General features: G+C 38.5%; 20 protein-coding genes. 15 read left to right on the forward strand and 5 right to left on the reverse strand.

All coding sequences use genetic code 11. The annotated features are described in order from the left end of the window. Nucleotides 1-63 precede the first annotated feature (63 nt). Both ACN0TV_RS10580 and ACN0TV_RS10585 read right to left on the reverse strand, forming a co-directional pair. Nucleotides 64-801, reverse strand: a complete 738-nt coding sequence (locus ACN0TV_RS10580) for a hypothetical protein (RefSeq protein ID WP_417362840.1) — start codon at nt 799-801, stop codon at nt 64-66. A 16-nt stretch (nt 802-817) separates the two neighbouring features. After that, nucleotides 818-1,468 carry a hypothetical protein gene (locus ACN0TV_RS10585; RefSeq protein ID WP_417362842.1) on the reverse strand — a complete coding sequence of 217 codons (651 nt, stop codon included), beginning with the start codon at nt 1,466-1,468 and terminating at the stop codon, nt 818-820. Nucleotides 1,469-1,809: 341 nt separating this feature from the next. Here ACN0TV_RS10585 and ACN0TV_RS10590 point away from each other — a divergent pair, with 341 nt between their 5' ends. Both ACN0TV_RS10590 and ACN0TV_RS10595 read left to right on the forward strand, forming a co-directional pair. Next, a complete protein-coding gene (locus tag ACN0TV_RS10590; RefSeq protein ID WP_417362844.1) occupies nt 1,810-2,877 on the forward strand; it encodes a S66 peptidase family protein in 1,068 nt (355 codons plus the stop codon). 40 nt (nt 2,878-2,917) lie between these two features. Continuing rightward, entirely contained in the window at nt 2,918-3,418 is a 501-nt protein-coding gene (locus ACN0TV_RS10595) for a GNAT family N-acetyltransferase (RefSeq protein ID WP_417362846.1), read from the forward strand. A gap of 31 nt (nt 3,419-3,449) precedes the next feature. Here ACN0TV_RS10595 and recQ read toward each other — a convergent pair whose 3' ends face one another. Further along, complete coding sequence (recQ, locus tag ACN0TV_RS10600) at nt 3,450-5,651, reverse strand: DNA helicase RecQ (protein ID WP_417362848.1); 2,202 nt, start codon at nt 5,649-5,651, stop codon at nt 3,450-3,452. Nucleotides 5,652-5,737: 86 nt separating this feature from the next. On the opposite strand from recQ, the gene ACN0TV_RS10605 reads away from it, so the two are divergent. The 5 genes from ACN0TV_RS10605 to ACN0TV_RS10625 all read left to right on the forward strand — a co-directional run bounded on the left by ACN0TV_RS10605 (nt 5,738) and on the right by ACN0TV_RS10625 (nt 9,240). Continuing rightward, nucleotides 5,738-6,703: a KpsF/GutQ family sugar-phosphate isomerase gene (locus ACN0TV_RS10605; protein WP_417362850.1), complete on the forward strand. Its 966-nt coding sequence runs from the start codon at nt 5,738-5,740 to the stop codon at nt 6,701-6,703. Continuing rightward, nucleotides 6,703-7,548: a twin-arginine translocase subunit TatC gene (tatC, locus tag ACN0TV_RS10610; RefSeq protein ID WP_417362852.1), complete on the forward strand. Its 846-nt coding sequence runs from the start codon at nt 6,703-6,705 to the stop codon at nt 7,546-7,548. Before ACN0TV_RS10605 ends, tatC begins: the two co-directional genes overlap by 1 nt. 1 nt (nt 7,549) lies before the next feature. Next, nucleotides 7,550-7,900 (forward strand): carboxymuconolactone decarboxylase family protein, encoded by a 351-nt coding sequence (locus tag ACN0TV_RS10615; protein WP_417362854.1) that lies wholly within the window; start codon nt 7,550-7,552, stop codon nt 7,898-7,900. Nucleotides 7,901-7,983: 83 nt separating this feature from the next. Next, nucleotides 7,984-8,730 carry an LPS export ABC transporter ATP-binding protein gene (lptB, locus tag ACN0TV_RS10620; protein ID WP_417362856.1) on the forward strand — a complete coding sequence of 249 codons (747 nt, stop codon included), beginning with the start codon at nt 7,984-7,986 and terminating at the stop codon, nt 8,728-8,730. 18 nt (nt 8,731-8,748) lie between these two features. Beyond that, nucleotides 8,749-9,240, forward strand: coding sequence for an META domain-containing protein (locus ACN0TV_RS10625; protein WP_417362857.1), 492 nt, complete (start codon nt 8,749-8,751; stop codon nt 9,238-9,240). 53 nt (nt 9,241-9,293) lie between these two features. Here the strand turns inward: ACN0TV_RS10625 and ACN0TV_RS10630 are convergent, their stop codons facing one another. Continuing rightward, on the reverse strand, nt 9,294-10,043 hold the full coding sequence (locus ACN0TV_RS10630; RefSeq protein WP_417362859.1) for a CDP-alcohol phosphatidyltransferase family protein: 750 nt from the start codon (nt 10,041-10,043) through the stop codon (nt 9,294-9,296). Between the two features lie 303 nt (nt 10,044-10,346). Between ACN0TV_RS10630 and lnt the strand changes: the two genes are divergently transcribed. After that, nucleotides 10,347-11,930: an apolipoprotein N-acyltransferase gene (gene lnt / locus ACN0TV_RS10635; RefSeq protein WP_417362861.1), complete on the forward strand. Its 1,584-nt coding sequence runs from the start codon at nt 10,347-10,349 to the stop codon at nt 11,928-11,930. A 22-nt stretch (nt 11,931-11,952) separates the two neighbouring features. On the opposite strand, the gene ACN0TV_RS10640 is transcribed toward lnt, so the two are convergent. Continuing rightward, entirely contained in the window at nt 11,953-12,990 is a 1,038-nt protein-coding gene (locus ACN0TV_RS10640) for a VPS10 domain-containing protein (protein WP_417362863.1), read from the reverse strand. A gap of 112 nt (nt 12,991-13,102) precedes the next feature. Between ACN0TV_RS10640 and ACN0TV_RS10645 the strand changes: the two genes are divergently transcribed. From ACN0TV_RS10645 to ACN0TV_RS10675, 7 genes are all read left to right on the forward strand, one after another. After that, nucleotides 13,103-14,317: an RsmB/NOP family class I SAM-dependent RNA methyltransferase gene (locus tag ACN0TV_RS10645; protein ID WP_417362865.1), complete on the forward strand. Its 1,215-nt coding sequence runs from the start codon at nt 13,103-13,105 to the stop codon at nt 14,315-14,317. A gap of 16 nt (nt 14,318-14,333) precedes the next feature. Then, nucleotides 14,334-15,146, forward strand: coding sequence for an endonuclease I family protein (locus tag ACN0TV_RS10650; protein ID WP_417362990.1), 813 nt, complete (start codon nt 14,334-14,336; stop codon nt 15,144-15,146). A gap of 236 nt (nt 15,147-15,382) precedes the next feature. Next, on the forward strand, nt 15,383-16,069 hold the full coding sequence (locus ACN0TV_RS10655) for an SGNH/GDSL hydrolase family protein (protein ID WP_417362867.1): 687 nt from the start codon (nt 15,383-15,385) through the stop codon (nt 16,067-16,069). Between the two features lie 206 nt (nt 16,070-16,275). Next, a complete protein-coding gene (gene purL / locus ACN0TV_RS10660; protein WP_417362869.1) occupies nt 16,276-19,956 on the forward strand; it encodes a phosphoribosylformylglycinamidine synthase in 3,681 nt (1,226 codons plus the stop codon). Between the two features lie 127 nt (nt 19,957-20,083). Next, nucleotides 20,084-21,856 (forward strand): AMP-dependent synthetase/ligase, encoded by a 1,773-nt coding sequence (locus ACN0TV_RS10665; RefSeq protein WP_417362871.1) that lies wholly within the window; start codon nt 20,084-20,086, stop codon nt 21,854-21,856. Nucleotides 21,857-22,009: 153 nt separating this feature from the next. Further along, nucleotides 22,010-22,447: a MarR family winged helix-turn-helix transcriptional regulator gene (locus tag ACN0TV_RS10670; protein ID WP_417362991.1), complete on the forward strand. Its 438-nt coding sequence runs from the start codon at nt 22,010-22,012 to the stop codon at nt 22,445-22,447. Between the two features lie 54 nt (nt 22,448-22,501). After that, on the forward strand, nt 22,502-24,907 hold the full coding sequence (locus tag ACN0TV_RS10675; RefSeq protein WP_417362873.1) for a 3-hydroxyacyl-CoA dehydrogenase/enoyl-CoA hydratase family protein: 2,406 nt from the start codon (nt 22,502-22,504) through the stop codon (nt 24,905-24,907). Nucleotides 24,908-24,916 lie beyond the last annotated feature (9 nt).

Raw genomic sequence — 24,916 nt, forward strand, 5'->3', positions numbered from 1 at the left:
GTACTCAAGTTAATAATTATGCAAAATTACGCCTTATGCTAATTTCTAAAAGGGTGTTTTTCCCTATTTTACACCATAAATGTTATAATTTTCCTCTGGTTCATAATATTTAACACTCACTATAAATCCTATTGCAAAACATCCATACATCACATAATTTGATATCACTAGTATATAAACATAGATAGAGGCTGAAAAGCTTAGTTGTTTGGCAAAAATGAAAATGGGCATGGTTACCAGATTAAAGAAAAGGATTCCTATGGTAATCCAAAACGGCAATGTCTTATAAAAACTTAGAATCTTATCGCTCTTGAGAATTGTCATAAAATAAAAACATATTGCCACCACAGTAAATACAACCCCTGCGAACATATGAGGCTGTAGCCAGGAGGTCAAAAGGTCCTGATAATGTAATAAACTGTGAATCACCAAAATCGAATAAATGACAATACAAGCATTCACAGCCTTAGCTGCTTTTCTATACCGCAATATCGATCGGTAATACCATAGATACACATAAAACGAGATTATGGAATACAAACTCCCAACCCAGATACTAGACGTTATTAGATTCTCGGGAAGGAGGTATCTCATCAATTTGAGAAAATTCCACTGTGGATAAAAGAGTGTCGCTGTAGGAAGTAGGTTAAGCAATTCTATTAAAAAAGTAAACCATAGAAAAGGCATAAAGATCCACGATTGTGAATCTTTATATTTTTTATAGGTAATCGTTGCAATTATCGCTGTTAAAAAGACAGCAAAAATTATGGTCTTCTTTAATAAAAATTCAAAACTAAGCATCAATTTACAAAATCAATTATTGAGGATAACTCGCAGCTGGCGGATTGCCATCGCTACCATACTCCAATGGATCTACTGCGGTGATATCATGTGAACTAGCATATAGTGGTAAACTTAATGGCAATATATTTCCTTTTTGTTTGGCATCACCCATTCTTCCTGTTGGAGTGATAAAGGTGGTCAAATAATTGTCCTTTTCGCCATGACCTTTTTTTGGAAAGACTCCTATATATACTCTGAAGCCATCTACCTCGCCTCCACTTGCTTCAACCTTTTCAACAGAGCTATCGATATAGGTTAACAATTGATCTACAGAATACCAATCGGAGACAGCAAGTTCAAATTTTGGCTTTTTAGGTTTAATGACCATTGGTGTTTTCAACTCCTCAACTTCTTTGAGGCTTGTTTTATTTTCCAAGGCTGCCATTAATTTAGCATTGAGGTCTTTGTAATAAGCTAAAGAATCAGATTGAGCAAATAAAATCTCCATATCACGGACATAGCGTTTGCTCATATTCTCAGCAGTTGTTGGCGGTAATTTGTGTTTTGACAGCTCTACAGGTTGATAGTTTAATACGCCTCCTTGTGTTTTTGTACAAGATGTACTAAATAAAGATCCGACAACGATAAGCGATGTCAGAAGTAGTTTCAGTTGGTTGGTTTCCATTTTAAATAAATTTAGTTATTAAGTTGGTTATACATTTTTGTCATGCAATATTTAAAACTTGGAACGAAGATACTCCAAAAAAACCGAGCATGCGCTTTCCCTTGCAGACAGAACTCAAATGTAAACATTTCAAAACTAATATATTAGGTTGATTTCACGGTAATTAGAAAGGGATTTTCCCTTATTAATTTCGATTAAAAGTAATAATTCAACGGTGTAATGTATTACTGATAATCAGGGAATTGCAATTGCACCTAATCGCAATTATTTCAAATTATTGCATTCAATAATTTTTAATTCGACGCCGCGTTCAGTAGATTTGAGTTCTAAATCCGAATTAAATGAATAGACGATCCTTTCTTTCAAAAGGTGCACAGGCTTCAATGTTATCTGTACTACCTGCAGCCAGTTTGACGGCTTCCACCCACAGAACTGAGCCACAAAAAACAGAGGAGCTACAGACCGTACTGCCTAAAAAATTAAAGGAAGGAGCTACGGTTGGCTTAATTGCTCCAGGTTATGCGCTATCAGCCAAGGCTTTAGAAAATGCGATAAGTAATGTTAAGTCTATGAGATTTAAGCCATACCATACTTCCAGAATCATAGGACATCACGGTTATTTAAGCAATACGGATAAGATGCGGGTAGAGGACATACATGAAATGTTTCTTGACCCTGAGGTTGACGGGATTATTTGTGCTCGAGGTGGATATGGATGTACTCGTATTTTAGATCAGATTAACTACGATTATATTGCACAAAATCCAAAAGTTCTCGTTGGTTTTAGTGACATTACAGCCCTGGCCAATACCATCCATGAAAAAACAGGACTCATCACTTTCCACGGTCCTGTAGGCACAACCCTGGACAATGAATACAGCCGAAGAAACTTAAGTAGGATTATTACAAAATCAACCCTTGAATTAAATATCTCTGCTGAGCACTACAGCCGGCAAACCATTCAAGCAGATGATACTTTCGAGCAATATGTCATCAATCCTGGGGTGGTCACTGCAAAACTCATAGGAGGGAATTTATCGTTACTCTCGGCCATGTGTGGAACCGAATTTGACTTGGATTATACAGGTAAGTTGGTATTCATAGAGGACATCGATGAAGACCCTTACAGCGTCGATCGCATGTTTACACAACTCCTAAGCGCTCCTACCTTTAAACATGCGGCAGGAATTGTACTGGGTGTATTTAAAGGCTGTAACGAACCTGAAAGAATGTCATTTTCGATAAAAGAGGTTATATTAGATCGTATTAAATCTTTGAATGTACCCTCGATTTATGGCTATTCCATCGGACATATCGATCGCAACCTAACACTTCCCATTGGAATCCAAGCCAGTTTAAACACTGAATCTTTTTCGATAACATTAAAAGAGAATGCCGTTCGAGATTAGTACGTTTCAATTCTCATAATTTTGTATTAAATTTGAGAATATGATTTTCAATACTCAGCGACTACAAATTCGACCTCTTGACATTCAAGATCTTGGTCTTTTTCACAAAATGCAAAACGACCAAGAAGTCATGCGCTATATTGGAGGCAAAATATCCTCACTCGCAGAGAACAAAAGAGACCTTGAAACCATTTTAAAATATTACAAAGACCCTGATAATGACTTCTGGGTTTGGGCTATTGAGTTAATTGACACGGAGCGCTTTATTGGCACTATTGCACTTGTCAAAAACCAAAAAGGTGAGTACGAAATTGGATATCGATTACTCAAAGACTATTGGAAAAAAGGCTATGGCAAGGAAGTCACCAATGGCGTCATTAAATATGCCTTCGAAAAATTGAAACTCAAGGAAATAGTAGCCTATGTAGATAAGGAAAACCTCACCTCAGTACGCATCCTTGAAAGCACCTTCAACTTCATAAAAGAAATATACAACGAACAAGATAACTGCATCGATCGCTATTACAAACTCTCTAATTAAAGTTCTTTTGAAATTTTAAAACCGTAGCTTTTTAATTAGCGACATCGCTAATGAATTTTATTCGGAATAAACGGATTTCATCATCCTCATAATCCCCGTCAAACTCTTCCATGGCGTGTGAAATTTTATCATCTTGCGCCTCTAAGAAATAATCCTGTAGCTCCTCTTGCTGATCTTCATCAAGGATCTCATCAATCCAGTAATCCAAATTGAGCTTGGTACCCATATAGACGATCTGTTCCATTTCTTTAATCAAGTCATCCATGGAAATTCCTTTGGAAGATGCAATATCATCCAATGGCAGTTTTCGATCTATATTTTGAATTACATAAAGTTTTAAGGCGGAATTTGCTCCAGTAGATTTTACCACTAGATCATCTGGTCTAATGATGTCATTATCTTCCACATATTGCTGAATAAGCTGTAGAAAAGGCTTTCCGAATTTTTTCGCTTTTCCCTCTCCCACGCCATGGATATTTAATAGCTCCTCAACATCCACAGGATATTTAAGTGCCATATCTTCCAGGGAAGGATCCTGGAAAATAACAAAAGGAGGAACTTCTAATTTCTTAGCCTGTTGCTTTCTAAGGTCCTTAAGCAGGACGAGCAATTTAGGATCTGCCACTGCAGCTCCAGCTTTGGATGCCGTTACAATTGTATCTACATTCTCATCAGAATAACTGTGGTCTTCTGTCATTTTAAATGATTCCGGATTATTCAAGAATTCAATACCCTTCTCATTTAAATGCAATACTCCGTACTGCTCAATCTCTTTTCTGATAAACCCCTGTACCAATACTTGACGTATCAGCGCCATCCAATAAGCGGCCTCATAATCCTTTCCAATCCCAAAGAATGGACGTTCATCTGTTTTGTGTGATTTTATAAGCGCATTAACCTTTCCAACTAAGGTGTTCACAATTTCTTTGGCTTTGTACTTCTGCTTGGTGCCTTTGATGACTTTGAGAATTTTAATCACCTCGTCCTTGGCCTCGTGCTTTTTCTTAGGATAACGAACGTTATCATCCATGGCACCACCTTCTCCACTTACAGGATCAAATTCTTCTCCAAAATAGTGAAGGATATACATTCTTCTGGACATAGAAGTTTCTGCATAGGCCACCATATCTTGCAGCAATGCATGACCTATTTCCTGTTCCGCGACCGGTTTACCACTCATGAACTTCTCCAGCTTCTCAATATCTTTATAGGCATAGAATGCCAAGCAGTGCCCTTCTCCCCCATCACGACCTGCTCTTCCAGTCTCTTGATAATAACTTTCGATACTTTTTGGAATATCGTGATGAATCACAAATCGAACATCAGGTTTGTCAATTCCCATACCAAATGCTATTGTAGCAACAACCACATCCACATCTTCCATTAAGAACATGTCCTGGTGCTTGGCTCTGGTTTTAGCGTCTAAACCGGCGTGATAAGGAACAGTCTTTATACCGTTTACCTCAAGGGTTTGCGCCAGCTCTTCCACTTTTTTACGACTCAAACAATATATAATTCCGGATTTACCGGCATTTTGCTTGACAAACCGAATAATATCCGCTTCAACGTTTTTAGTTTTTGGTCGTACTTCATAGTAAAGATTTGGTCTATTAAATGAAGCTTTAAAGACATTGGCCTCGCCAATGCCCAAGTTCTTGAGAATATCCTCTTGAACTTTGGCAGTTGCCGTAGCCGTAAGTGCTATAATTGGAATATCGTCCCCTAATCGTTGAATAATGGTGCGAATATTTCTGTATTCTGGTCTAAAGTCATGCCCCCACTCTGAAATACAGTGCGCTTCATCCACCGCTACAAAAGAAATTTTTACCGATCTAAAAAATTCGATATACTCTTCCTTTGTCAAGGACTCTGGTGCAACATACAACAGCTTCGTTACACCATTAGTGATGTCTTCTTTGACCTGACGGATTTCCGATTTATTTAATGAAGAATTTAATACATGCGCAATCCCCTTATCAGAAGAAATTCCTCTAATGGCATCCACTTGGTTTTTCATTAGCGCAATTAAAGGTGATATCACAATGGCAGTGCCTTCTTTAACAAGAGCAGGGAGTTGATAGCAGAGAGACTTTCCTCCACCAGTAGGCATTATAACAAACGTATTGCGATCGTTAACGATACTCTTTATTACTTTTTCCTGTAACCCCTTAAACTGACTGAATCCAAAATATTCTTTTAGCGCCCCCTGTAAGTCAATTTCAGCTGAACTCATCCTTTCGTTTTACTATTTTATATACATTTGCACTACTAAAGATACTAATTAATCTTTAGTTTATGCAAATATAAAATTTTAAAAATTTGAGCACCAAAAATGCGATTATTGCTAATGCTATCAAGGTCATTGATACTGAGAGCGATGCTATCAAAAACCTTGCCCAATTTGTGGACGATGCCTTCGCTGATGCCATAGAGCACATCTATAACTCAAACGGTAGAGTAATTATTACAGGCGTTGGAAAAAGCGCGATAATTGCCACAAAAATCGTAGCAACCTTGAATTCCACCGGAACACCTGCTGTTTTTATGCATGCTGCAGATGCCATACATGGAGATTTGGGCACCATATTAAAGGACGATGTTGTGATCTGCATTTCTAAAAGTGGAAATACCGCAGAAATAAAAGTTTTAGTACCATTTATAAAGGATGGGCCTAATAAACTCATTGCGATTACAGGAAATACTGAGTCTTACTTAGCACAGGAGGCGGACTATGTTATAAACTCCTTTGTGGAAAAAGAAGCATGCCCTAACAACCTTGCTCCGACCACGAGTACTACTGCCCAATTGGTTATTGGAGACGCTATGGCTATTTGTCTATTGAGTCTTCGCAAATTTAGCAGTGCTGATTTTGCCAAATATCATCCTGGGGGAGCATTGGGAAAAAAACTATATTTACGGGTGAAAGATATAGCCCGTATGAATCTTAAACCACAGGTCACCGAACAGAGCAGCGTAAAAGATGTTATTGTCGAAATCTCCGAAAAGCTCATGGGAGTAACTGCGGTTACTAGGGATGACAAAATCGTGGGGATTATCACCGATGGTGATATTCGTAGGATGTTGAGCAAATACGACTACATCAATGATTTAAAAGCCAAGGATATCATGTCCTTAAATCCTAAAAGAGTCAACGCAGATATTTTAGCTGTTGATGCGCTGGATGTAATGGATGAGTTTGGAATCTCTCAGCTTTTAGTGGAAAAAAATGAAAATTATTACGGAGTCATACATCTACATGACTTAATTAAAGAAGGTATTATATAATGACAAAGAAATTAGGAACTGGAGAGGAAGAAAAAGAAATGTCTTTCCTCGATCATCTGGAGGTATTAAGATGGCATTTAATTCGATCATCATTAGCTGTGGTCATTGTCGGAGTTGTCGCTTTTTTAGCCAAAGATTTTATATTTGACACCATTTTATTTGGACCGAAAAGAGCAGATTTCCCGACCTATCAATTTTTTTGTAATCTCACCAGGTCATTGGGAATGAATGAGGCATTTTGTACCGGTCCCGATTTTAGAATTCAAAGTAGACAAATGTCCGGACAGTTTTCTGCTCACATTTGGACCTCAATTTGGGCTGGATTTATTTTGGCATTTCCATATATACTTTGGGAAGTATGGCGATTCATAAGTCCAGGTCTGTATGAAAACGAACGAAAAAATTCAAGAGGATTTATCTTGATTGCATCCTTATTATTCTTTATCGGTGTACTATTTGGATACTATGTTATCGCTCCTTTATCCATAAACTTCCTTGCCAATTACCATGTCAGCCAGGAGGTCTTTAATGATATTGATTTAACCTCCTATATCTCGACAATACGATCTTCAGTCATTGCATGTGGACTTATTTTCGAGCTTCCAATCATCATGTATTTCTTGACTAAGATAGGTCTGGTAACCCCTGATTTCTTAAGAAAATACCGAAAAATATCGATTGTGATAGTGTTAATCTTATCAGCAGTAATTACTCCGCCGGACATCACAAGCCAAATTATCGTGGCAATCCCTATATTAGTACTCTACGAAGTAAGTATTTACATTTCCAAAGTTGTATTAAAAAGGGATGCACGTAAACTAAAGAAACAAAAAAGCAAAGCATAAAATGGCAAATCAAGTTGAAGAGTTTAACGACTACCGCAAAAAAATGAATGATCGCATTTTATCGGATGACAACAAGCTGATCAAACGCATTTTCAATCTGGACACCAATGCCTATATGGATGGGGCTTTAGATGTAGGAACAAAAGAATTACTCGGTTTGGTAGCCTCCACAGTCCTGCGTTGCGATGATTGCATAAAGTACCATTTGGAAACCTGCCATGAGTTAGGATATACCAAAGAGCAGGTTGTTGAAGCTTTAGGAATTGCAACTGTTGTCGGCGGAAGTATTGTTATTCCTCACTTAAGGAAAGCCTATGAGTTTTGGGATGCCTTACAGGAGCAGGAATACTAAAACTATTCTAATTTGAAGAGTTTTAAATTCTAATTCCATATTTTTGAAACCAAGCTAAATTATTAAGTGCCCAAAACATTAGAATGAAATTAAGAGCGGAGAATATAATGAAGTCCTATAAGGGACGTAAGGTGGTAAAAGGAATTTCACTTGAGGTAAATCGAGGTGAGATTGTGGGATTACTAGGACCTAACGGCGCGGGAAAAACAACGTCCTTTTATATGATTGTGGGGCTGATAAAACCCAATGGGGGAAAGATTTTCCTTGATGATAAGGAGATCACTAAGTTTCCTATGTACAAAAGAGCGCAACATGGTATTGGATACCTGGCCCAAGAAGCCTCTGTCTTTAGAAAATTAAGTATTGAAGACAATATCATGAGTGTGCTTCAACTTACCAAGCTCAGTAAAAAGGAACAGAAAATGAAGATGGAAGCGCTTATCGATGAGTTTAGTTTGGGACATATTAGAAAAAGCCGTGGAGATTTACTCTCCGGTGGTGAACGAAGGAGAACTGAAATCGCCCGAGCTCTAGCAACTGACCCTAGTTTTATTTTACTAGATGAGCCTTTTGCGGGAGTTGACCCTGTAGCGGTTGAAGACATTCAAAGGATTGTAGCACAGTTAAAAAATAAAAATATCGGTATCTTAATTACCGATCACAATGTACAGGAAACCTTGGCGATTACAGAACGCTCTTATCTAATGTTTGAAGGGAGCATTTTAAAGGCTGGAATCCCTGAGGAATTAGCTGCCGATGAGATGGTTCGAAAAGTATACTTAGGACAAAACTTCGAACTTCGAAAAAAGAAATTAGATTTCCATTCATAAACCTTAATAGCACATATTATGAAAACTCTTGGATTGCTTTTTACTTCAATTAGCCTTGTACTATCCCTAAGTTGTAATGGAGTGAACAACAAAAAGGGCGCCCAAAATGAGCAAACCACTACTTCACAAGAACAAGTAAATTCTGAGCCTGAAAACGCAGAAGCATCATTAGTGGATAAAAAATGGAAGCTTAGTAAACTTATGGGTCAACCCCTGTCTGAATTGGATAAAAGTGCACTAAAAGTATTTATCATCTTCGATGGACAAGACAAAAGACTTAGTGGAAATTCCGGATGTAATTCATTTGGCGGGACCTATACCCTAAAAGAAGGCAATCGTTTTGAAACAAGCCAAATGATGAGTACTATGATGGCCTGTGAAAACATGGACATCGAAGACCAGTTTATGGGGGTTCTTCAAAAAGCAGACACCTATATTATCAATGGGAACAAGCTTCAGATCACCAAGGCCAGGATGGCTCCTCTTGCCGAATTTGAATTGGAAAAATAATCCTCCAATAAACATTTATTTCATTCTCACTTTCTAAGATCCATTTTGGAAGGCTAGTTTGCTTTGCTATAATTCGACCATATTGACAACAAAATATATAGAAAAATAACCAGTGGAATTCCGGCATACTGTAATAGAATTAACAATAGTAAAGCAGCTATTAAAAATACATAGCGGATTGCATTTTCTTTGAATCCCCAGGTTTTAAATTTTAATGCAAACAACGGGATTCTGGCATTTAGGATATAGGTGGAAAAGATTGTCAATCCAATTAAAAACCATTTATTCAATATTACCACATCAAAGGATCCTGGCTGAAAATACAACATTAACGGCAAAGAAAGTATAAGCAATGCATTTGCAGGGGTTGGTAGTCCTATAAAGGAGGAAGTTTGCTGGTCGTCTATATTAAATTTAGCCAGACGATACGCGGAACCTAAGCTTACCAATAGTCCAAAAAATGGCAAAAGATGCATTGTTGCCAATCCTTCACCCGGGTGCGCCCCTAGTATGGTTGTGCCTGGAATAAAGTTTTCTCCCAGACTCAATTGAAACAACTGATACAATACAATTCCAGGTACAACCCCGGAGGTCACTACATCAGCCAAAGAGTCCAACTGCAATCCTAATTCTCCTTCAACATTGAGAAGACGAGCTGCCATCCCATCAAAAAAATCAAAGAATATTCCGGCAAACACAAAATAAGCTGCTAGGATCAGGTGTCCTTGTACCGCCAAAATGACCGCAATAATACCAGCTGATAAATTTAATAAAGTAAGGGCGTTAGGAATATATCTTTTCATGGTTTTTCACTTAGCTGTTAGTGCCGTAAAATTACAATTTAATTTTAATTTGACTCCCTAATTCTATGGAGCAGTCAACTTGTGCCTACTCAGCCGTCTAAGTATTGAATAGTAGAAAAAGAAAATCGATTGAATTCAAATCAGTGATTTTATGTGTGTCAATTAGCAAATCAACCTCTTGGTTCACTTCCGAACACCTCTACGCCATCCTTTTTAAGAACAAAAAATTAGTATTATCATACCAAAGTGATTCCCTATGTGGTTTCAATAATTATTTGGATATTCGTACTCTAATTGAATTTCATGAAGAAAAATATCATTCTTGCATTGCTCTCCGGGTTACTGTTAGGGTTGTCATGGCCCACCTATGGTGTGGCTCTATTAATCTTTATCGGATTTGTTCCCCTGTTATTAGCTGAAGAAAACATACGTAATTCCAACACCGGTAATAAGAAGCGTAAGGTATTTTTAACCGCTTATATGACATTTTTGATTTGGAATTCAATTACCACATGGTGGATTTGGTACTCCACCCCTTTTGGTATGTTATTCGCCATTTTAGTGAATTCCCTACTCATGACCATTGTGTTTTTATTGTACCACATTGTTGCTAAAAGATTACCCGCAAAAATTCACTTGATTTTCTTAGCGGTTATTTGGATGTCATTTGAAAAATTCCATCTCAATTGGGACTTTTCTTGGCCTTGGTTGAATCTTGGAAACGTGTTTTCAGAAAATATCAATTGGATACAATGGTATCAATACACAGGAGTCTTCGGAGGCAGTCTGTGGGTATGGCTGGTCAATATTGGACTTTTCAAAACCATGATACGGTTTAAATCTAATGCGAACACAAGACAATTAGGTATTGGAATCGGGAAGAATGTTCTAGTAATTGCTATTCCTATAATTATTTCATTATGGATTTTCCAAACCTACGAACCGGGAAAACAATACGTTCAAGTCACCTTGTTACAGCCTAATATTGATCCCTATTCTGAAAAATACAACATTCAAAACACCCAAATGGCTCAGGATTTAATTACCTTGGCTTCAACTGATATCAATGCACAAACTGATTATGTGATTGCCCCGGAGACTGCACTATCGCGCGGCACTTCGATTAAAAACTTTGATGTATCGCCAGAAAAACGATTACTACAACAGTTTGTCGGCAAATACCCCGATCTACACTTTATCACAGGAGTTGATTTTTACAAGCATTATCCAAATAGTAGTAGACCTACACCCACGGCAAACCTTTATCCTCAAGGCTGGTTTGATTTTTACAATGCCGCAGTACAAATTGACCATGCTGGAAGTAGTCAAAAGTATATAAAGTCCAAATTAGTCGTTGGAGTTGAAACCTTTCCTTTTAAAAGTATACTTGAGCCCCTATTGGGCAATGTTATGTTAGATCTAGGAGGAACTGTTGCTATGAGAGCTACTCAAAAAGAACGGTCCGTCTTTAGCAATACCACGGAAACCATAAAGGTGGCACCTATTATATGTTATGAGTCCATTTATGGGGAGTTTGTTACTGGTTATGTTCAAAAGGGGGCGAATTTCTTAACCATCATCACTAATGACGCTTGGTGGAGTGATACGCAGGGCCATCAACAACATTTGAGTTATGCCAGACTCCGTGCTATAGAAACGAGAAAAAGTGTTGCCAGAAGTGCAAACACCGGTATCTCGGCCTTTATCAACGAAAAAGGAGAAATTCTAAAGCAGCTAGGCTATTCTAAAAAAGGAACTTTATCTGCTGCAGTTAGCACAAATGATAAAAAAACATTCTATGTGAAATACGGGGATTATATCGCTAGAATTTCTGCGTTATTTGCTGGAATGATATTCTTATTTGCAATCGCTAAGAAAAAAAAGTAATCCTCAATCCAGGCGCCATATCTTAATGGAAGCTCAGTTTAGAGATCCTTCCGTTGCCAGCTGCAAAAGCAGTACTGTCGTTTATGAACTTTAACGTATAGAAAGATTCATCGGACAACTGCTTCCAATTTGCTCCAGAGTCATTGGTAAACGAAATCCCCTTAAAACCTACCGCAATCAGTTCATTTGCTTGGCTTCCCGGGACGTATTGTACACAAGAGCGATATCCTGGTTGTTGTCCGTCAGCCACTAGCTGCCAAGTTCTTCCTCCGTCTTTGGTGAAGGCCTTATTAGCCTTGTTGAGATTTGGTTTGGAATAATCCCCTCCAATAATAAATCCGGTTTTTTCATCGTAAAAAGCTATGGAGTAAATTCCTTGGTTTGCATCCCCTTGCACTATTGGCGTATCAAATACTTCCCAAGTCTTGCCTTTATCCGGAGAATAAAAAACGCGTGCTTTAGATCCTCCTGTGGCAATCCAAGTATGATCTCCAACAACGGCAATGTTTGTATTGCTAGCGGCAAAGGCATACTCGCCTTCAACTTGATCTGGCAAGATGTTACAATTAAGTTTATTCCATGTCTGACCTCCATCTCTGGTAATAATTATTGACAAACATCCATGAGTAGGATCCCCTACTGCAATTCCTTCTTGATCATTCCAAAATTGCATAGCATCGTAGAACACCTGTTCTCCTTCTTCTTTATAGACCACTTCCATATCGCCTTGATCTCCTGTTTTATACAACAATGCAGGACTTTCTATGGTGAGCATAAAAAAGTCCGTACTGGTTGAGGCGACAGCTCTAAATTCCAATTCAAGGCTATCTGGTCCTATTTGCTTCGAAACCGTTTTATTTGCTTGCGTATTGTAGATGCCAAAAGTGTTATTAGAACCTGCAAACCCAAGATTCCCTTGCATTAAGGTAATGGCTCTTATACTGGTGGTATCGAGATAAAGATCTTGAACATCTACTGCTGTATACTGGTGTGGGACATAGGGTTGGTTAACGCATGAACCTACAAGTACCCCTAACAAAATTAAAATAAGTTTCTGCATAATACGCGTATATTTCTTTGCATAAAAATAAGTTTAATAGTTCACAAAGCAATACCTTTGCACTCAAATTATACAACCGGCAATTGGTTGAACTAAAACATTCAAAATATTTATGCGACTTCACAGAAATCTTGTATATGCTGTCATTGACGGACTCCAGCTTATTTTTAATGAAGGTAAGTATGCAGATAAAGTTGTAGAACAACTCCTTAAGCGAGATAAACGTTGGGGTGCGCGAGATCGTGGTTTTATAGCTGAAACTACCTATGACATCGTCAGATGGAAACGATTATATGCGGAGATCGCAGAGGTAAAAGAACCTTATACCAGAGAAAACCTGTGGCGAATCTTTGCAGTATGGGCAGTACTGAAAGGTGTACGCCTGCCGGATTGGAAACAATTAGAAGGCACACCCAGTAGACGAATCAAAGGGAGATTTGACGAACTCAACAAAATACGCAAATACCGTGAATCCATTGCGGATTGGATGGATGCTTTAGCTGTTAAAGAACTCGGTGAAAACGTATGGGAAAAGGAAATTCACGCCTTAAACCAACAAGCAGAAGTTATTATTAGGGTAAACAGATTAAAAACTGATAAGAAAACACTTCAAAAGCTACTTCGTGAGGACAATATCGATACAGATTTTATAAAGAATTATCCAGATGCACTAGTCTTAAAGGAGAGGGCAAATATTTTTAAAACAGAGGCTTTTCAAAACGGACTCTTTGAAGTGCAAGACGCCTCATCGCAGCTTGTAGCTGAATTATTAGATGTTTCCCCAGGAATGCGTGTTGCCGATTGTTGTGCAGGTGCCGGAGGGAAAACGCTACACCTGGCTTCGAAAATGGAGAACAAAGGTCAGATCGTTGCTTTGGATATTTACAGCAATAAATTGAACGAGCTCAAAAGACGCGCTCGCAGAAACGGTGCTCACAACATAGAAACTAGAGCAATTGATTCAAGTAAGGTTATTAAAAAACTTCACAATTCAATGGATCGAGTACTAATCGATGCCCCTTGCAGTGGACTTGGTGTTTTGCGAAGAAATCCAGATGCTAAATGGAAGCTTCAGCCTGAGTTTCTCGATACTATTAGACAAACACAACAAGAGATTTTAGCGAGTTATTCCAAATTGCTAAAAGTGGGCGGTAAAATGGTTTATGCCACATGTTCTATTCTACCCTCTGAAAATCAAGAACAGGTAGCTTCCTTTTTGGAATCAGAAGACGGAAAAAACTACAAACTCATTAAGGATAAAAAAATACTTGCCTGCGAAGCGGGGTTTGATGGCTTCTATATGGCCCTCTTGGAAAAAACCAGCTAAAAAAGGTGCTCAACTTATGACTTTTATGCAATCAACCACACCAAGACTATTAGTTGCCCTTTTAGGGATTGTAGTGCTTTTCTTTGGTTGTAAAGACAGTGAAAAGAAACTTAAAAAAGTAACTAATTCTCAGTCTGATAGCAGTAATATAGCATTTCATATCCCATCAGATATACAGGACTATTACAAACAGATCAATTTTAATCAAACAGGCGATGCCTTGTATGATGACCTAGCTGCCACCACAATTGCCAAGCATGTCAATATTCAGAGTTATAGTGCGCGACATAAGCACCTTTACGATGTTGATGGTAATCCCAAATACGGAGACAGCGTTATTTTAATGTATTCGGGTGAAATCCGTTTTTGGAAGGAATACATCTCTGGAGGCAACCATTATAAGCCGCAGTCTTTTAATACAGAACATGTATATCCGCAGTCATTAATTATCAATACAGCTAAAGGTGATTTACATCATTTAAGAGTATGCGACAGACAGGTCAACTCCAAACGCGGCAATCTTCCATTCACGGACGGCCAAGGAGCTTATAAACTAAAAGGTAAATCATGGTACCCCGGAGAGCGTTGGGAAGGCGATGTCGCTAGAATGATCATGTATCTAAACTTGCGCTACGCTGAATCCTTTGAAGATGTTGGTTCTCTTGAACTCTTTCTTAAATGGAATGCTAAAGATCCCGTTAGTGAATTTGAAATTCAGCGAAATAACCGAATCGAAAAAGTTCAAGGAAATAGAAATCCATTCATTGACAATCCCTATTTAGCTACCATCATCTGGGGAGGAATTCAAGCCAATAATCGCTGGGATTAAGTTGTAAACCTACACTTTAGTTAGCTGTATGTATCTAGCTTTAAATGTGATTTTTAGAAATCACATTTATTCTGATTTGGAATCGACTAATTCAAAAATAACCAACATCTCACCTCACCAACTTTTCTACAAAAGACACCACACAACAAGTCTTATTCTTAACATATTTACTCCTGCTCCTATTTCCAATTTTAACTATCTTTGGTTGGACTTGAATATTCATAAACACCACTGAAATGAAAAAATTACTTTTAATGACCCTTATGCTTAGCTTCTTACAATCCTTTAGCCAACAAACAGCAACAGAGTTTGCCAACTTTAAAAAATACGCTGAACAAAACGCTGCACTTTCTCTTACCAAGGCCAAGGAGAATCGAGTGGTTTTCATGGGAAATTCAATTACCGAAGGTTGGATCAATGCCCGTCCGGAATTTTTTAAAGACAATCCATATATTGACCGAGGGATCAGTGGACAGACTACCTCACAGATGCTACTTCGCTTTAGAAGAGATGTCATTGATCTTAACCCTGAAGTTGTGACCTTTTTAGCTGGAATTAACGATATCGCAGAAAATACCGGCCCAATTGCCTTAGAAGATATTTTCGGAAATATCATCTCCATGGTTGAGCTTGCTCAGGCCAATAACATTCAGCCTGTAATTTGTTCCGTTTTGCCTTCGAACAACTTTCCTTGGAGACCTTCAATCAAACCAGCAGACAAAGTCATCGAGCTAAACAAAATGCTAAAAGAATATGCTGATAATAACCAAATCGTTTATGTCGACTATTATGCAGCTATGGTCAATGACCAAAAAGGCTTAAGCCCAGAATTAGCACACGACGGCGTACACCCTACTTCAGAAGGCTACGCGATCATGGAACCCCTTGTTGTTGCCGGAATTAAAAAGGCCTTGAAAAAATAAATCACTAAGAGCAATTTAAAAACATGCGCTCTTTTTCAGGTATTGTACAGCTGCTAACTCCCATGTGGTTGACAGCTGTATTGACGCGAACATTTTGAATTCAAAATCACCAAATATATGTAGTTCAAAATAGGATAGAATTACTTAAATTTGCACTTTATTTTATACAACTGGTCTCATTAAAAAGACATAAACACAGCAACCCTATGATTCTTTTCTTCGGAAACCCGAAAACTAAGGTTTACGCCGTTCAAACCAATAGCGAACTTTCTACGGAGGATAATTCAAAATTAGTTTGGTTATTTGGCGATCAGCCAAAAATAGATTCGGCGTCCATTGACGCTTTTTTTATTGGTCCTCGAGCAGCAATGATTACCCCATGGAGTACCAATGCAGTGGAAATCACTCAAAACATGGACATTCGAGGAATTATTCGAATCGAAGAATTTCTATCGTGTTCCAATGACACCAAGGATTTTGATGTAATGTTATCTCAAAAATTTGATTCCCTAAATCAATCCATCTTCCAAGTGGATATTAAACCGGAATCAATTCAAGAAATCGAGGATATAGAGGCCTACAATTTAAAAGAGGGGTTATCTTTAAATGAAGAAGAGGTTGATTATTTAAATCAACTGGCAAAAAAGTTAGGTCGTAAATTAACCGATTCAGAGGTTTTTGGTTTTTCTCAGGTCAATTCAGAACACTGTAGACACAAAATTTTCAACGGGACTTTTGTTATTGATGGTCAAGAAAAAGAGCTTTCGCTTTTTAAAATGATTAAAAAAACCTCGGAAGAAAATCCCAATACTATTGTTTCAGCATATAAGGATAATGTTGCCTTCTTAAAAGGGCCTAAGGCTACTCAATTTGCGCCTAAATCTGCTGAAAAACCCGATTTCTACCAAGAAAAAGAATACGACTCTGTACTTTCAATTAAAGCAGAAACCCATAACTTCCCTACCACAGTAGAACCTTTTAACGGTGCTGCTACTGGGTCTGGAGGAGAAATACGGGACCGTCTAGCCGGTGGAAAAGGTTCCTTACCATTAGCGGGATCGGCAGTTTATATGACTTCATACTCAAGACTCGATAAAGACAGAACATGGGAAAATAATATGTCCGAGCGAAAATGGTTATATCAAACCCCTATTGACATTCTTATAAAAGCTTCAAATGGAGCATCAGATTTTGGAAATAAATTCGGTCAACCCCTTATTAGTGGCTCAGTTCTAACCTTTGAACATGATGAGGCACATGATGAACTTGGAGAAAAGGCTAGAAAACTGGGCTTCGACAAAGTCATTATGCTTGCAGGAGGAATTGGATATGGAAAACTATCACAAGCTATAAAAGGAAAACCACAGGCCAGCGATAAAATTATCGTATTGGGAGGTGAGAACTACCGCATCGGAATGGGTGGTGCCGCTGTTTCTTCTGCAGATACCGGTGAATTCAGTAGCGGAATAGAACTCAACGCCGTACAACGTTCCAACCCAGAGATGCAAAAACGTGTTGCAAATACTGTAAGAGGTATGGTTGAAAGTGATGAGAATACGATTGTTTCCATCCACGATCACGGTGCTGGAGGACATTTAAACTGCCTATCTGAACTAGTAGAGGATACCGGTGGAAACATCGATCTGGACAAACTTCCGGTTGGAGACCCTACCCTATCTGCTAAAGAAATTATCGGTAACGAATCTCAGGAACGCATGGGACTTGTTATTGGAGAACAACACAAAGACAAACTAATCAAAGTAGCCGAACGTGAACGTACTCCACTATACGAGGTAGGTGAGGTGACCGAGGATCAAGTATTTAGTTTCCAATCTAAATCTAGTGGTGAAAAACCTATGGATTTAGCGCTTTCCGATATGTTCGGAAGTTCCCCTAAAACCATAATGACCGACAGAACAATTAAAAGAGCATATAAGGATCAACCCTATACCCTTGAGAATCTCAACAGCTATCTAGAGGCTTTATTACAATTGGAAGCCGTTGGAAGCAAGGATTGGTTAACCAATAAGGTTGACCGTTGTGTAACCGGACTTGTTGCTAAACAACAATGTGCCGGACCACTTCAACTTCCTTTAAACAACTGTGGTGTTATGGCCCTGGATTATAAAGGAAAACACGGGATTGCATCCTCCATTGGACATTCACCTATCTCAGCGCTTATTGATCCGGTAGCAGGAAGTAGAAACTCAATAGGCGAGGCGCTAACCAACATCGTTTGGGCTCCGCTTGAAGAAGGACTTAAATCTGTCTCCCTATCAGCGAACTGGATGTGGGCTTGTAAAAATGAAGGCGAAGATGCACGTTTATACAAAGCAGTAGAAGGCTGTTCTGAGTTTGCTATTGCCCTTGGGATTAACATCCCAACCGGTAAAGACTCCCTATCAATGAAACAAAAATATCCCGATGACGAAATCATCGCACCGGGAACAGTTATTATCTCTGCTGGAGGACATTGTAGCGATATTAAAAAGGTAATTGAACCTGTATTAAAACAAAATGCTGGTAGTCTTTATTATATCAACATGTCAGAGGATCAGTTTAAACTTGGAGGTTCTTCTTTTGGACAAATCATTGGTACCATTGGAAGTCAGGCGCCTACGGTAACCAATCCAGATGGTTTTAAAAATACATTCAACACCCTACAAGAACTCATTAAAAATGATCAGATTGCTGCGGGACACGATATCGGAAGTGGAGGTTTAATCACCACCTTATTGGAAATGTGTTTTGCAAACACCAATTTGGGAGCACAACTCAACTTATCAGCACTAGGAGAACAAGATTCTATAAAAGTACTCTTCAATGAGAATATTGGTGTCGTTGTTCAGGCTAATGATGATGCTGAAATTGAGGATACTTTTGAAAAGGCAGGGATTAAAGCGTACAAAATAGGCCAAACAATAGAAGGAGATCGACTTCAGATCGTAAATAATGACGATCGCTTCTCTTTCAGTGTAAGCCATCTTAGAGATGTATGGTTTAAGACTTCACATTTACTCGATCAAAAACAGACTAAAAACGGTCTTGCCACCGAGCGATACAACAATTATAAAGCTCAACCGCTACGCTATGATTTCCCAAAACACTTTAGCGGAAAAATTGAGCAATTTAATGGCAAACGACCAAAGGCTGCCATTTTACGTGAAAAAGGAAGTAATTCCGAGAGAGAAATGGCTCATGCCATGTATCTAGCTGGATTTGATGTAAAGGACGTTCACATGACCGATTTAATCAGCGGGCGTGAAACCCTAGAAGACATTCAGTTCATTGGATCTGTTGGAGGTTTCTCCAACTCGGATGTTTTGGGATCTGCAAAAGGATGGGCTGGAGCATTCTTGTACAATGACAAGGCTAATCAAGCACTTGAAAACTTTTTCAAAAGAGAAGATACACTTTCAGTAGGTATTTGTAATGGATGTCAACTTTGGATGGAACTCGGCTTGGTTTATCCAAATCACGAACAAAAACCAAAGATGCACCATAATGACAGTGGTAAACACGAAAGTATTTTTACTTCGGTTACCATTCAAGATAACAATTCAGTAATGCTTAAATCTTTATCGGGAAGTACCCTGGGGATTTGGGTTTCCCATGGGGAAGGTAAATTTAAACTTCCTTATGAAGAACAACGTTACAACATAGTAGCCAAATATGGTTATGAAGGCTACCCTGCCAATCCAAACGGTTCTGATTACAATACCGCTATGATGGTTTCTGATGATGGTAGACACCTGGTGACTATGCCGCATTTTGAACGATCCATCTTCCAATGGAACTGGGCAAATTACCCAGAAGGAAGAAATGATGAAGTTTCTCCATGGTTAGAAGCCTTTGTAAATGCCAGAAAATGGCTAGAAAAGAAATAGATACAATCATTTCACATACGATAGAAATAAAGGAGTTGTCACAAACAGCTCCTTTTTTTATGTCGAGTCTTGAATATAGTCAGCAAATTTCATATTTTGCATATTATAATTCTTATTACTTATAGTTATGGATAAGGTGACCCGTTTGTTTGATTTCCCGTATTATCAGCTGGACAAATTCAACCTAGATACCGCATTAGCAACGAAATACGACGGAAAATGGGAGACAGTATCCTCTCAACAGTATGTCGATCGCGCTAATCAATTAAGTCGAGGACTTCTTCGTTTAGGCGTGGAACCTAATGATAAAATTGCCATCATATCACATAATAACAATGCAGACTGGCATATTGCGGATATTGGAATACTACAAACAGGTGCTCAAAACGTACCTATTTATCCCACTATTTCAGCGGATGATTACTCCTACATTTTAAATCACTCTGAAGCGAAGTACTGTATCGTTAGTGATATGGAAATTCTGGAAAAATTAAACGCTATAAAAAGTGAGGTTCCAGGATTAAAAGAAGTCTACGCTTTTAGAGAACTAGAAGGCATTAAAAGTCTTTCGGAGATATACAGTCTTGGAGAAGACACTAACAATCAACAGGAAGTTGAGGCAAGAAAGGACGCGGTAACTGCTGATGATTTAGCAACACTAATTTACACCTCCGGAACCACGGGTAAACCAAAAGCTGTGATGCTTTCACACAATAATATTGTATCCAATGTACTCGGAAGTGAAGAGCGCGTACCATTATCCTCAGGTGACAAGGCACTTAGTTTTCTTCCCATTTGTCATATTTTCGAACGCATGGTGGTTTACTTGTATCAATATTGTGGTATTAGCATCTATTTTGCTGAGTCTATTGAAAAGATGAGTGATAACTTGAAAGAAGTCAAACCGCATGTTATGACTGTTGTGCCACGACTTATCGAAAAGGTATTTGACAAGATACACACTACTGGAAGCGGCTTAAGCGGGATTAAGAAAAAACTGTTTTTCTGGGCCATTGCATTAGGAGAAAAATTTGAGCCCTATGGAACTAACGGTGGTTGGTATGAATTTAAATTGAGTATAGTTCGTAAATTAATTTTTAGTAAGTGGCAAGAAGGTCTTGGTGGAAACCTAAAGATATTAGTCTCTGGTAGTGCTGCCCTTCAACCGCGATTAGCGAGAATCTTTGGAGCTGCAGGCATTCCTGTAATGGAAGGTTATGGACTTACAGAAACCTCCCCTGTTATAGCTGTAAATGACCAGAACAATCGTGGTTGGAAAATTGGAACTGTTGGACGTATGCTTGCCAATGTAGAGGTTAAAATTGCGGAGGATGGAGAAATCCTCTGTAAAGGGCCAAACATTATGCTAGGTTATTATAAGGATGAAGAAAAAACCCAAGAAGCCATGGAAGGTGGTTATTTTCATACAGGAGATATCGGCCAAATTGACCAGGATGGGTTCTTAAAAATTACGGATCGTAAAAAAGAGATCTTTAAAACTTCCGGAGGGAAATACGTTGCGCCCCAGATCATAGAAAATCAGATGAAACAATCACGTTTTATCGAACAGATTATGGTTGTTGGAGAGGGAGAGAAAATGCCATGTGCATTTATTCAACCAAACTTTGAATTTGTAAAACAATGGGCCAAACGCCGAAAAATAGAGTTCACGGACAATAATGATTTGGTAAAAAACCCTAAGGTCATAGAACGTATTGAAAAAGAAGTGTCTACCTACAACCAACAGTTTGGTCGCTGGGAGCAGGTTAAAAAGTTTGAATTAACTCCTGAGGAATGGAGCGTAGAAGCAGGCCACCTCACTCCTACTTTAAAACTAAAACGAAGAATTATCAAAGAAAAATACATGGGACTTTATAAGGCCATGTATCAACCCGAATAATACTATTATTCACTAGTATAGCGCTCCTCTTAGGGGCGCATTTTGTTTCTATTCCTTATAAAATAGCTCTTAAAATATTTACAAAAAATTAATTCATTTACTATGCATGCATAATAAATTTTTCGTATATTTGGGTATGACCACATTAGAATGATGAAGGATAAGACAATAGATTATGTATTAAGAGCTACATGGCAAGCTGTAGCAAAGATGTACAATGAAGAAGCTGCCAAAGAAGAAAGCACAATGGCCATTGGTTTTACCTTGTTGAGTATTGATCCCGAATCAGGATCCTCATCCACAACATTAGGTCCAAAAATGGGCATGGAAGGAACGAGCCTATCCAGAATTTTAAAAAGCATGGAAGAAAAAGGATTGATCGTCAGAAAGCCAAACCCAAATGATGGACGTGGGGTGTTAATATGCTTAACAGACTTTGGAAAACAAAAAAGAGATTACTCCAAGGAGGTTGTCTTTAAGTTTAATGACGCTGTTCGCGCTCATGTATCCCCGGAAGATTTAAAGGGATTCTATAAAGTGACCAGTATTATTAATGAACTGGTAACAGAAAAGAAAATATATTCCAATTAGAGATTTGGAACATTAGAAAATACCCCTGAAAAAATTAAAAAAACCAAACACAAAATGAAAAGACATATTAAAAAAGTAGCGGTTATCGGCTCAGGAATTATGGGGAGCGGAATTGCTTGTCATTTTGCCAATATTGGTGTGGAAGTTTTATTGTTAGACATTCTGCCAAGAGAGCTTAACGACAAAGAGAAGACCAAAGGCCTTTCTATGGAGGATAACGCGGTAAGAAATCGTTTGGTAAACGAAAACCTTCAAGCGGCATTAAAATCCAACCCCTCTCCTATTTACAACAAAAAATTTGCTGATCGGATTTCTACTGGAAATCTCGAAGATGATATTTCAAAGATAAAAGATGTAGATTGGATTATTGAGGTAGTTATTGAAAGATTAGATATCAAAAAGTCGGTTTTCGAGACAATCGAGAAACACCGAACTCCAGGAACATTAATCACTTCCAATACCTCAGGTATTCCTATTCATTTTATGAACGAAGGAAGAAGTGAAGATTTTCAGAAACATTTTGCTGTAACCCACTTTTTTAATCCACCACGGTATTTAAAATTATTTGAAGTTGTCCCTGGTCCTAATTGTAAAAGTGAGGTCACTTCCTTTTTAATGGAGTACGGAGAAAAATTCCTTGGAAAGACTACCGTCCTAGCCAAAGACACTCCTGCCTTTATCGGAAACCGTATCGGTATTTTCGGTATACAGAGCTTATTCCATCAAGTAAAAGAGATGGGGTTAAGCGTTACTGAGGTAGATAAGTTAACCGGCCCTGTTATCGGACGTCCAAAATCAGCGACATTCAGAACTGTTGACGTGGTAGGTCTAGACACCCTCGTTCATGTTGCCAATGGCTTGTATGAAAATTGCCCAGAAGACCAGGCCAGAGAATTATTCAAGCTGCCAAACTTCATCGAAACCATGATGACCAACAAATGGTTGGGTAGTAAGAGTGGACAAGGTTTTTACAAGAAGATTAAAGATAAGAGTGGTAAGAGTAGCATTCTAGAACTCAATTTAGACACCCTAGAGTACCAAGAAAGTAAAAAGGCACATTTTGATACGCTGGAACTTACAAAGACCGTAGATCGCGTCTCAGACAGATTCCCTATACTTGTTGGCGGTAAAGATAAAGCCGGTGAATTTTACCGAAAAAACTTTGCCTCTCTTTTTGGCTATGTGCAAAATCGCATCCCTGAAATATCAGATGAGTTATATCGTATTGACGATGCCATGAAAGCTGGTTTTGGATGGCAGCATGGACCTTTTGAGATTTGGGATTCCATAGGTGTAGAAAAAGGTATTGAACTCATGAAGAACGAAAACCTAAAAGTGGCTTCTTGGGTTACCGAAATGGTTGCTGGCGGAACGACCTCGTTCTACACAGTTAAAGATGGGGCCACCTATTATTATGATATTCCTAAAAAACAATACGTTAAAAAACCTGGACAAGACGCCTTTGTTATACTTGATAATATTAGAAAGACTAAAGAGGTGTTTAAAAACCCGGGAGTAGTCGTTGAGGATCTCGGTGATGGTATTTTGAATGTTGAGTTTATCTCAAAAATGAATACTCTTGGAGGTGAAGTAATTCAAGGGCTAAACAAGGCCATTGATATTGCTGAGAAAGATTTTCAAGGTTTGGTTATTGGAAACCAAGGCGCCAACTTCTCGGTGGGAGCCAATATTGGAATGATCTTTATGATGGCAGTAGAACAAGAATATGACGAACTGAACTTTGCCATTAAGACATTTCAAGACACTATGATGCGGATGCGATACTCGGCTATCCCAACGGTTGCCGCTCCACATGGCATGACATTAGGAGGAGGTTGTGAATTATCTATACATGCTGATAAGGTGGTTGCTGCGGCAGAAACCTATATTGGACTAGTTGAATTTGGTGTCGGAGTCATCCCTGGTGGTGGTGGATCCAAAGAGATGGCCTTAAGAGCATCTGATTTATTCAGAAAGGATGATGTTGAGCTCAATGTACTTCGGGAACATTTCTTAAATATTGGAATGGCTAAGGTTTCAACCTCTGCTTACGAAGCTTTTGATTTGAACATACTTCAAAAAGGGAAAGATGTCGTTGTGGTGAACAACGATAGACTTATCGCAGAGGCGAAGAAACATGCCTTACTAATGGCAGAGGCAGGTTATACGCAACCTGTTAAGCGCAAAGACATTAAGGTTTTAGGAAAACAAGCTCTCGGTATGTTCTTGGTAGGTACACATGCTATGGAAGCTGGTGGTTACATCTCTGATCACGATTTGAAAATTGCCAACAAACTGGCCTATGTAATGGCTGGAGGTGATCTATCTGAGGCCACTATGGTAACAGAACAATATCTGTTGGATCTGGAGCGCGAGGCATTTCTATCCTTGTGCACAGAGCGCAAAACATTGGAGCGTATACAACATATGTTGAAAACAGGTAAACCACTTAGAAATTAAATTTTCGAA

It is taken from the genome of Galbibacter sp., from assembly GCF_048266365.1.
GTDB lineage: Bacteria > Bacteroidota > Bacteroidia > Flavobacteriales > Flavobacteriaceae > Galbibacter.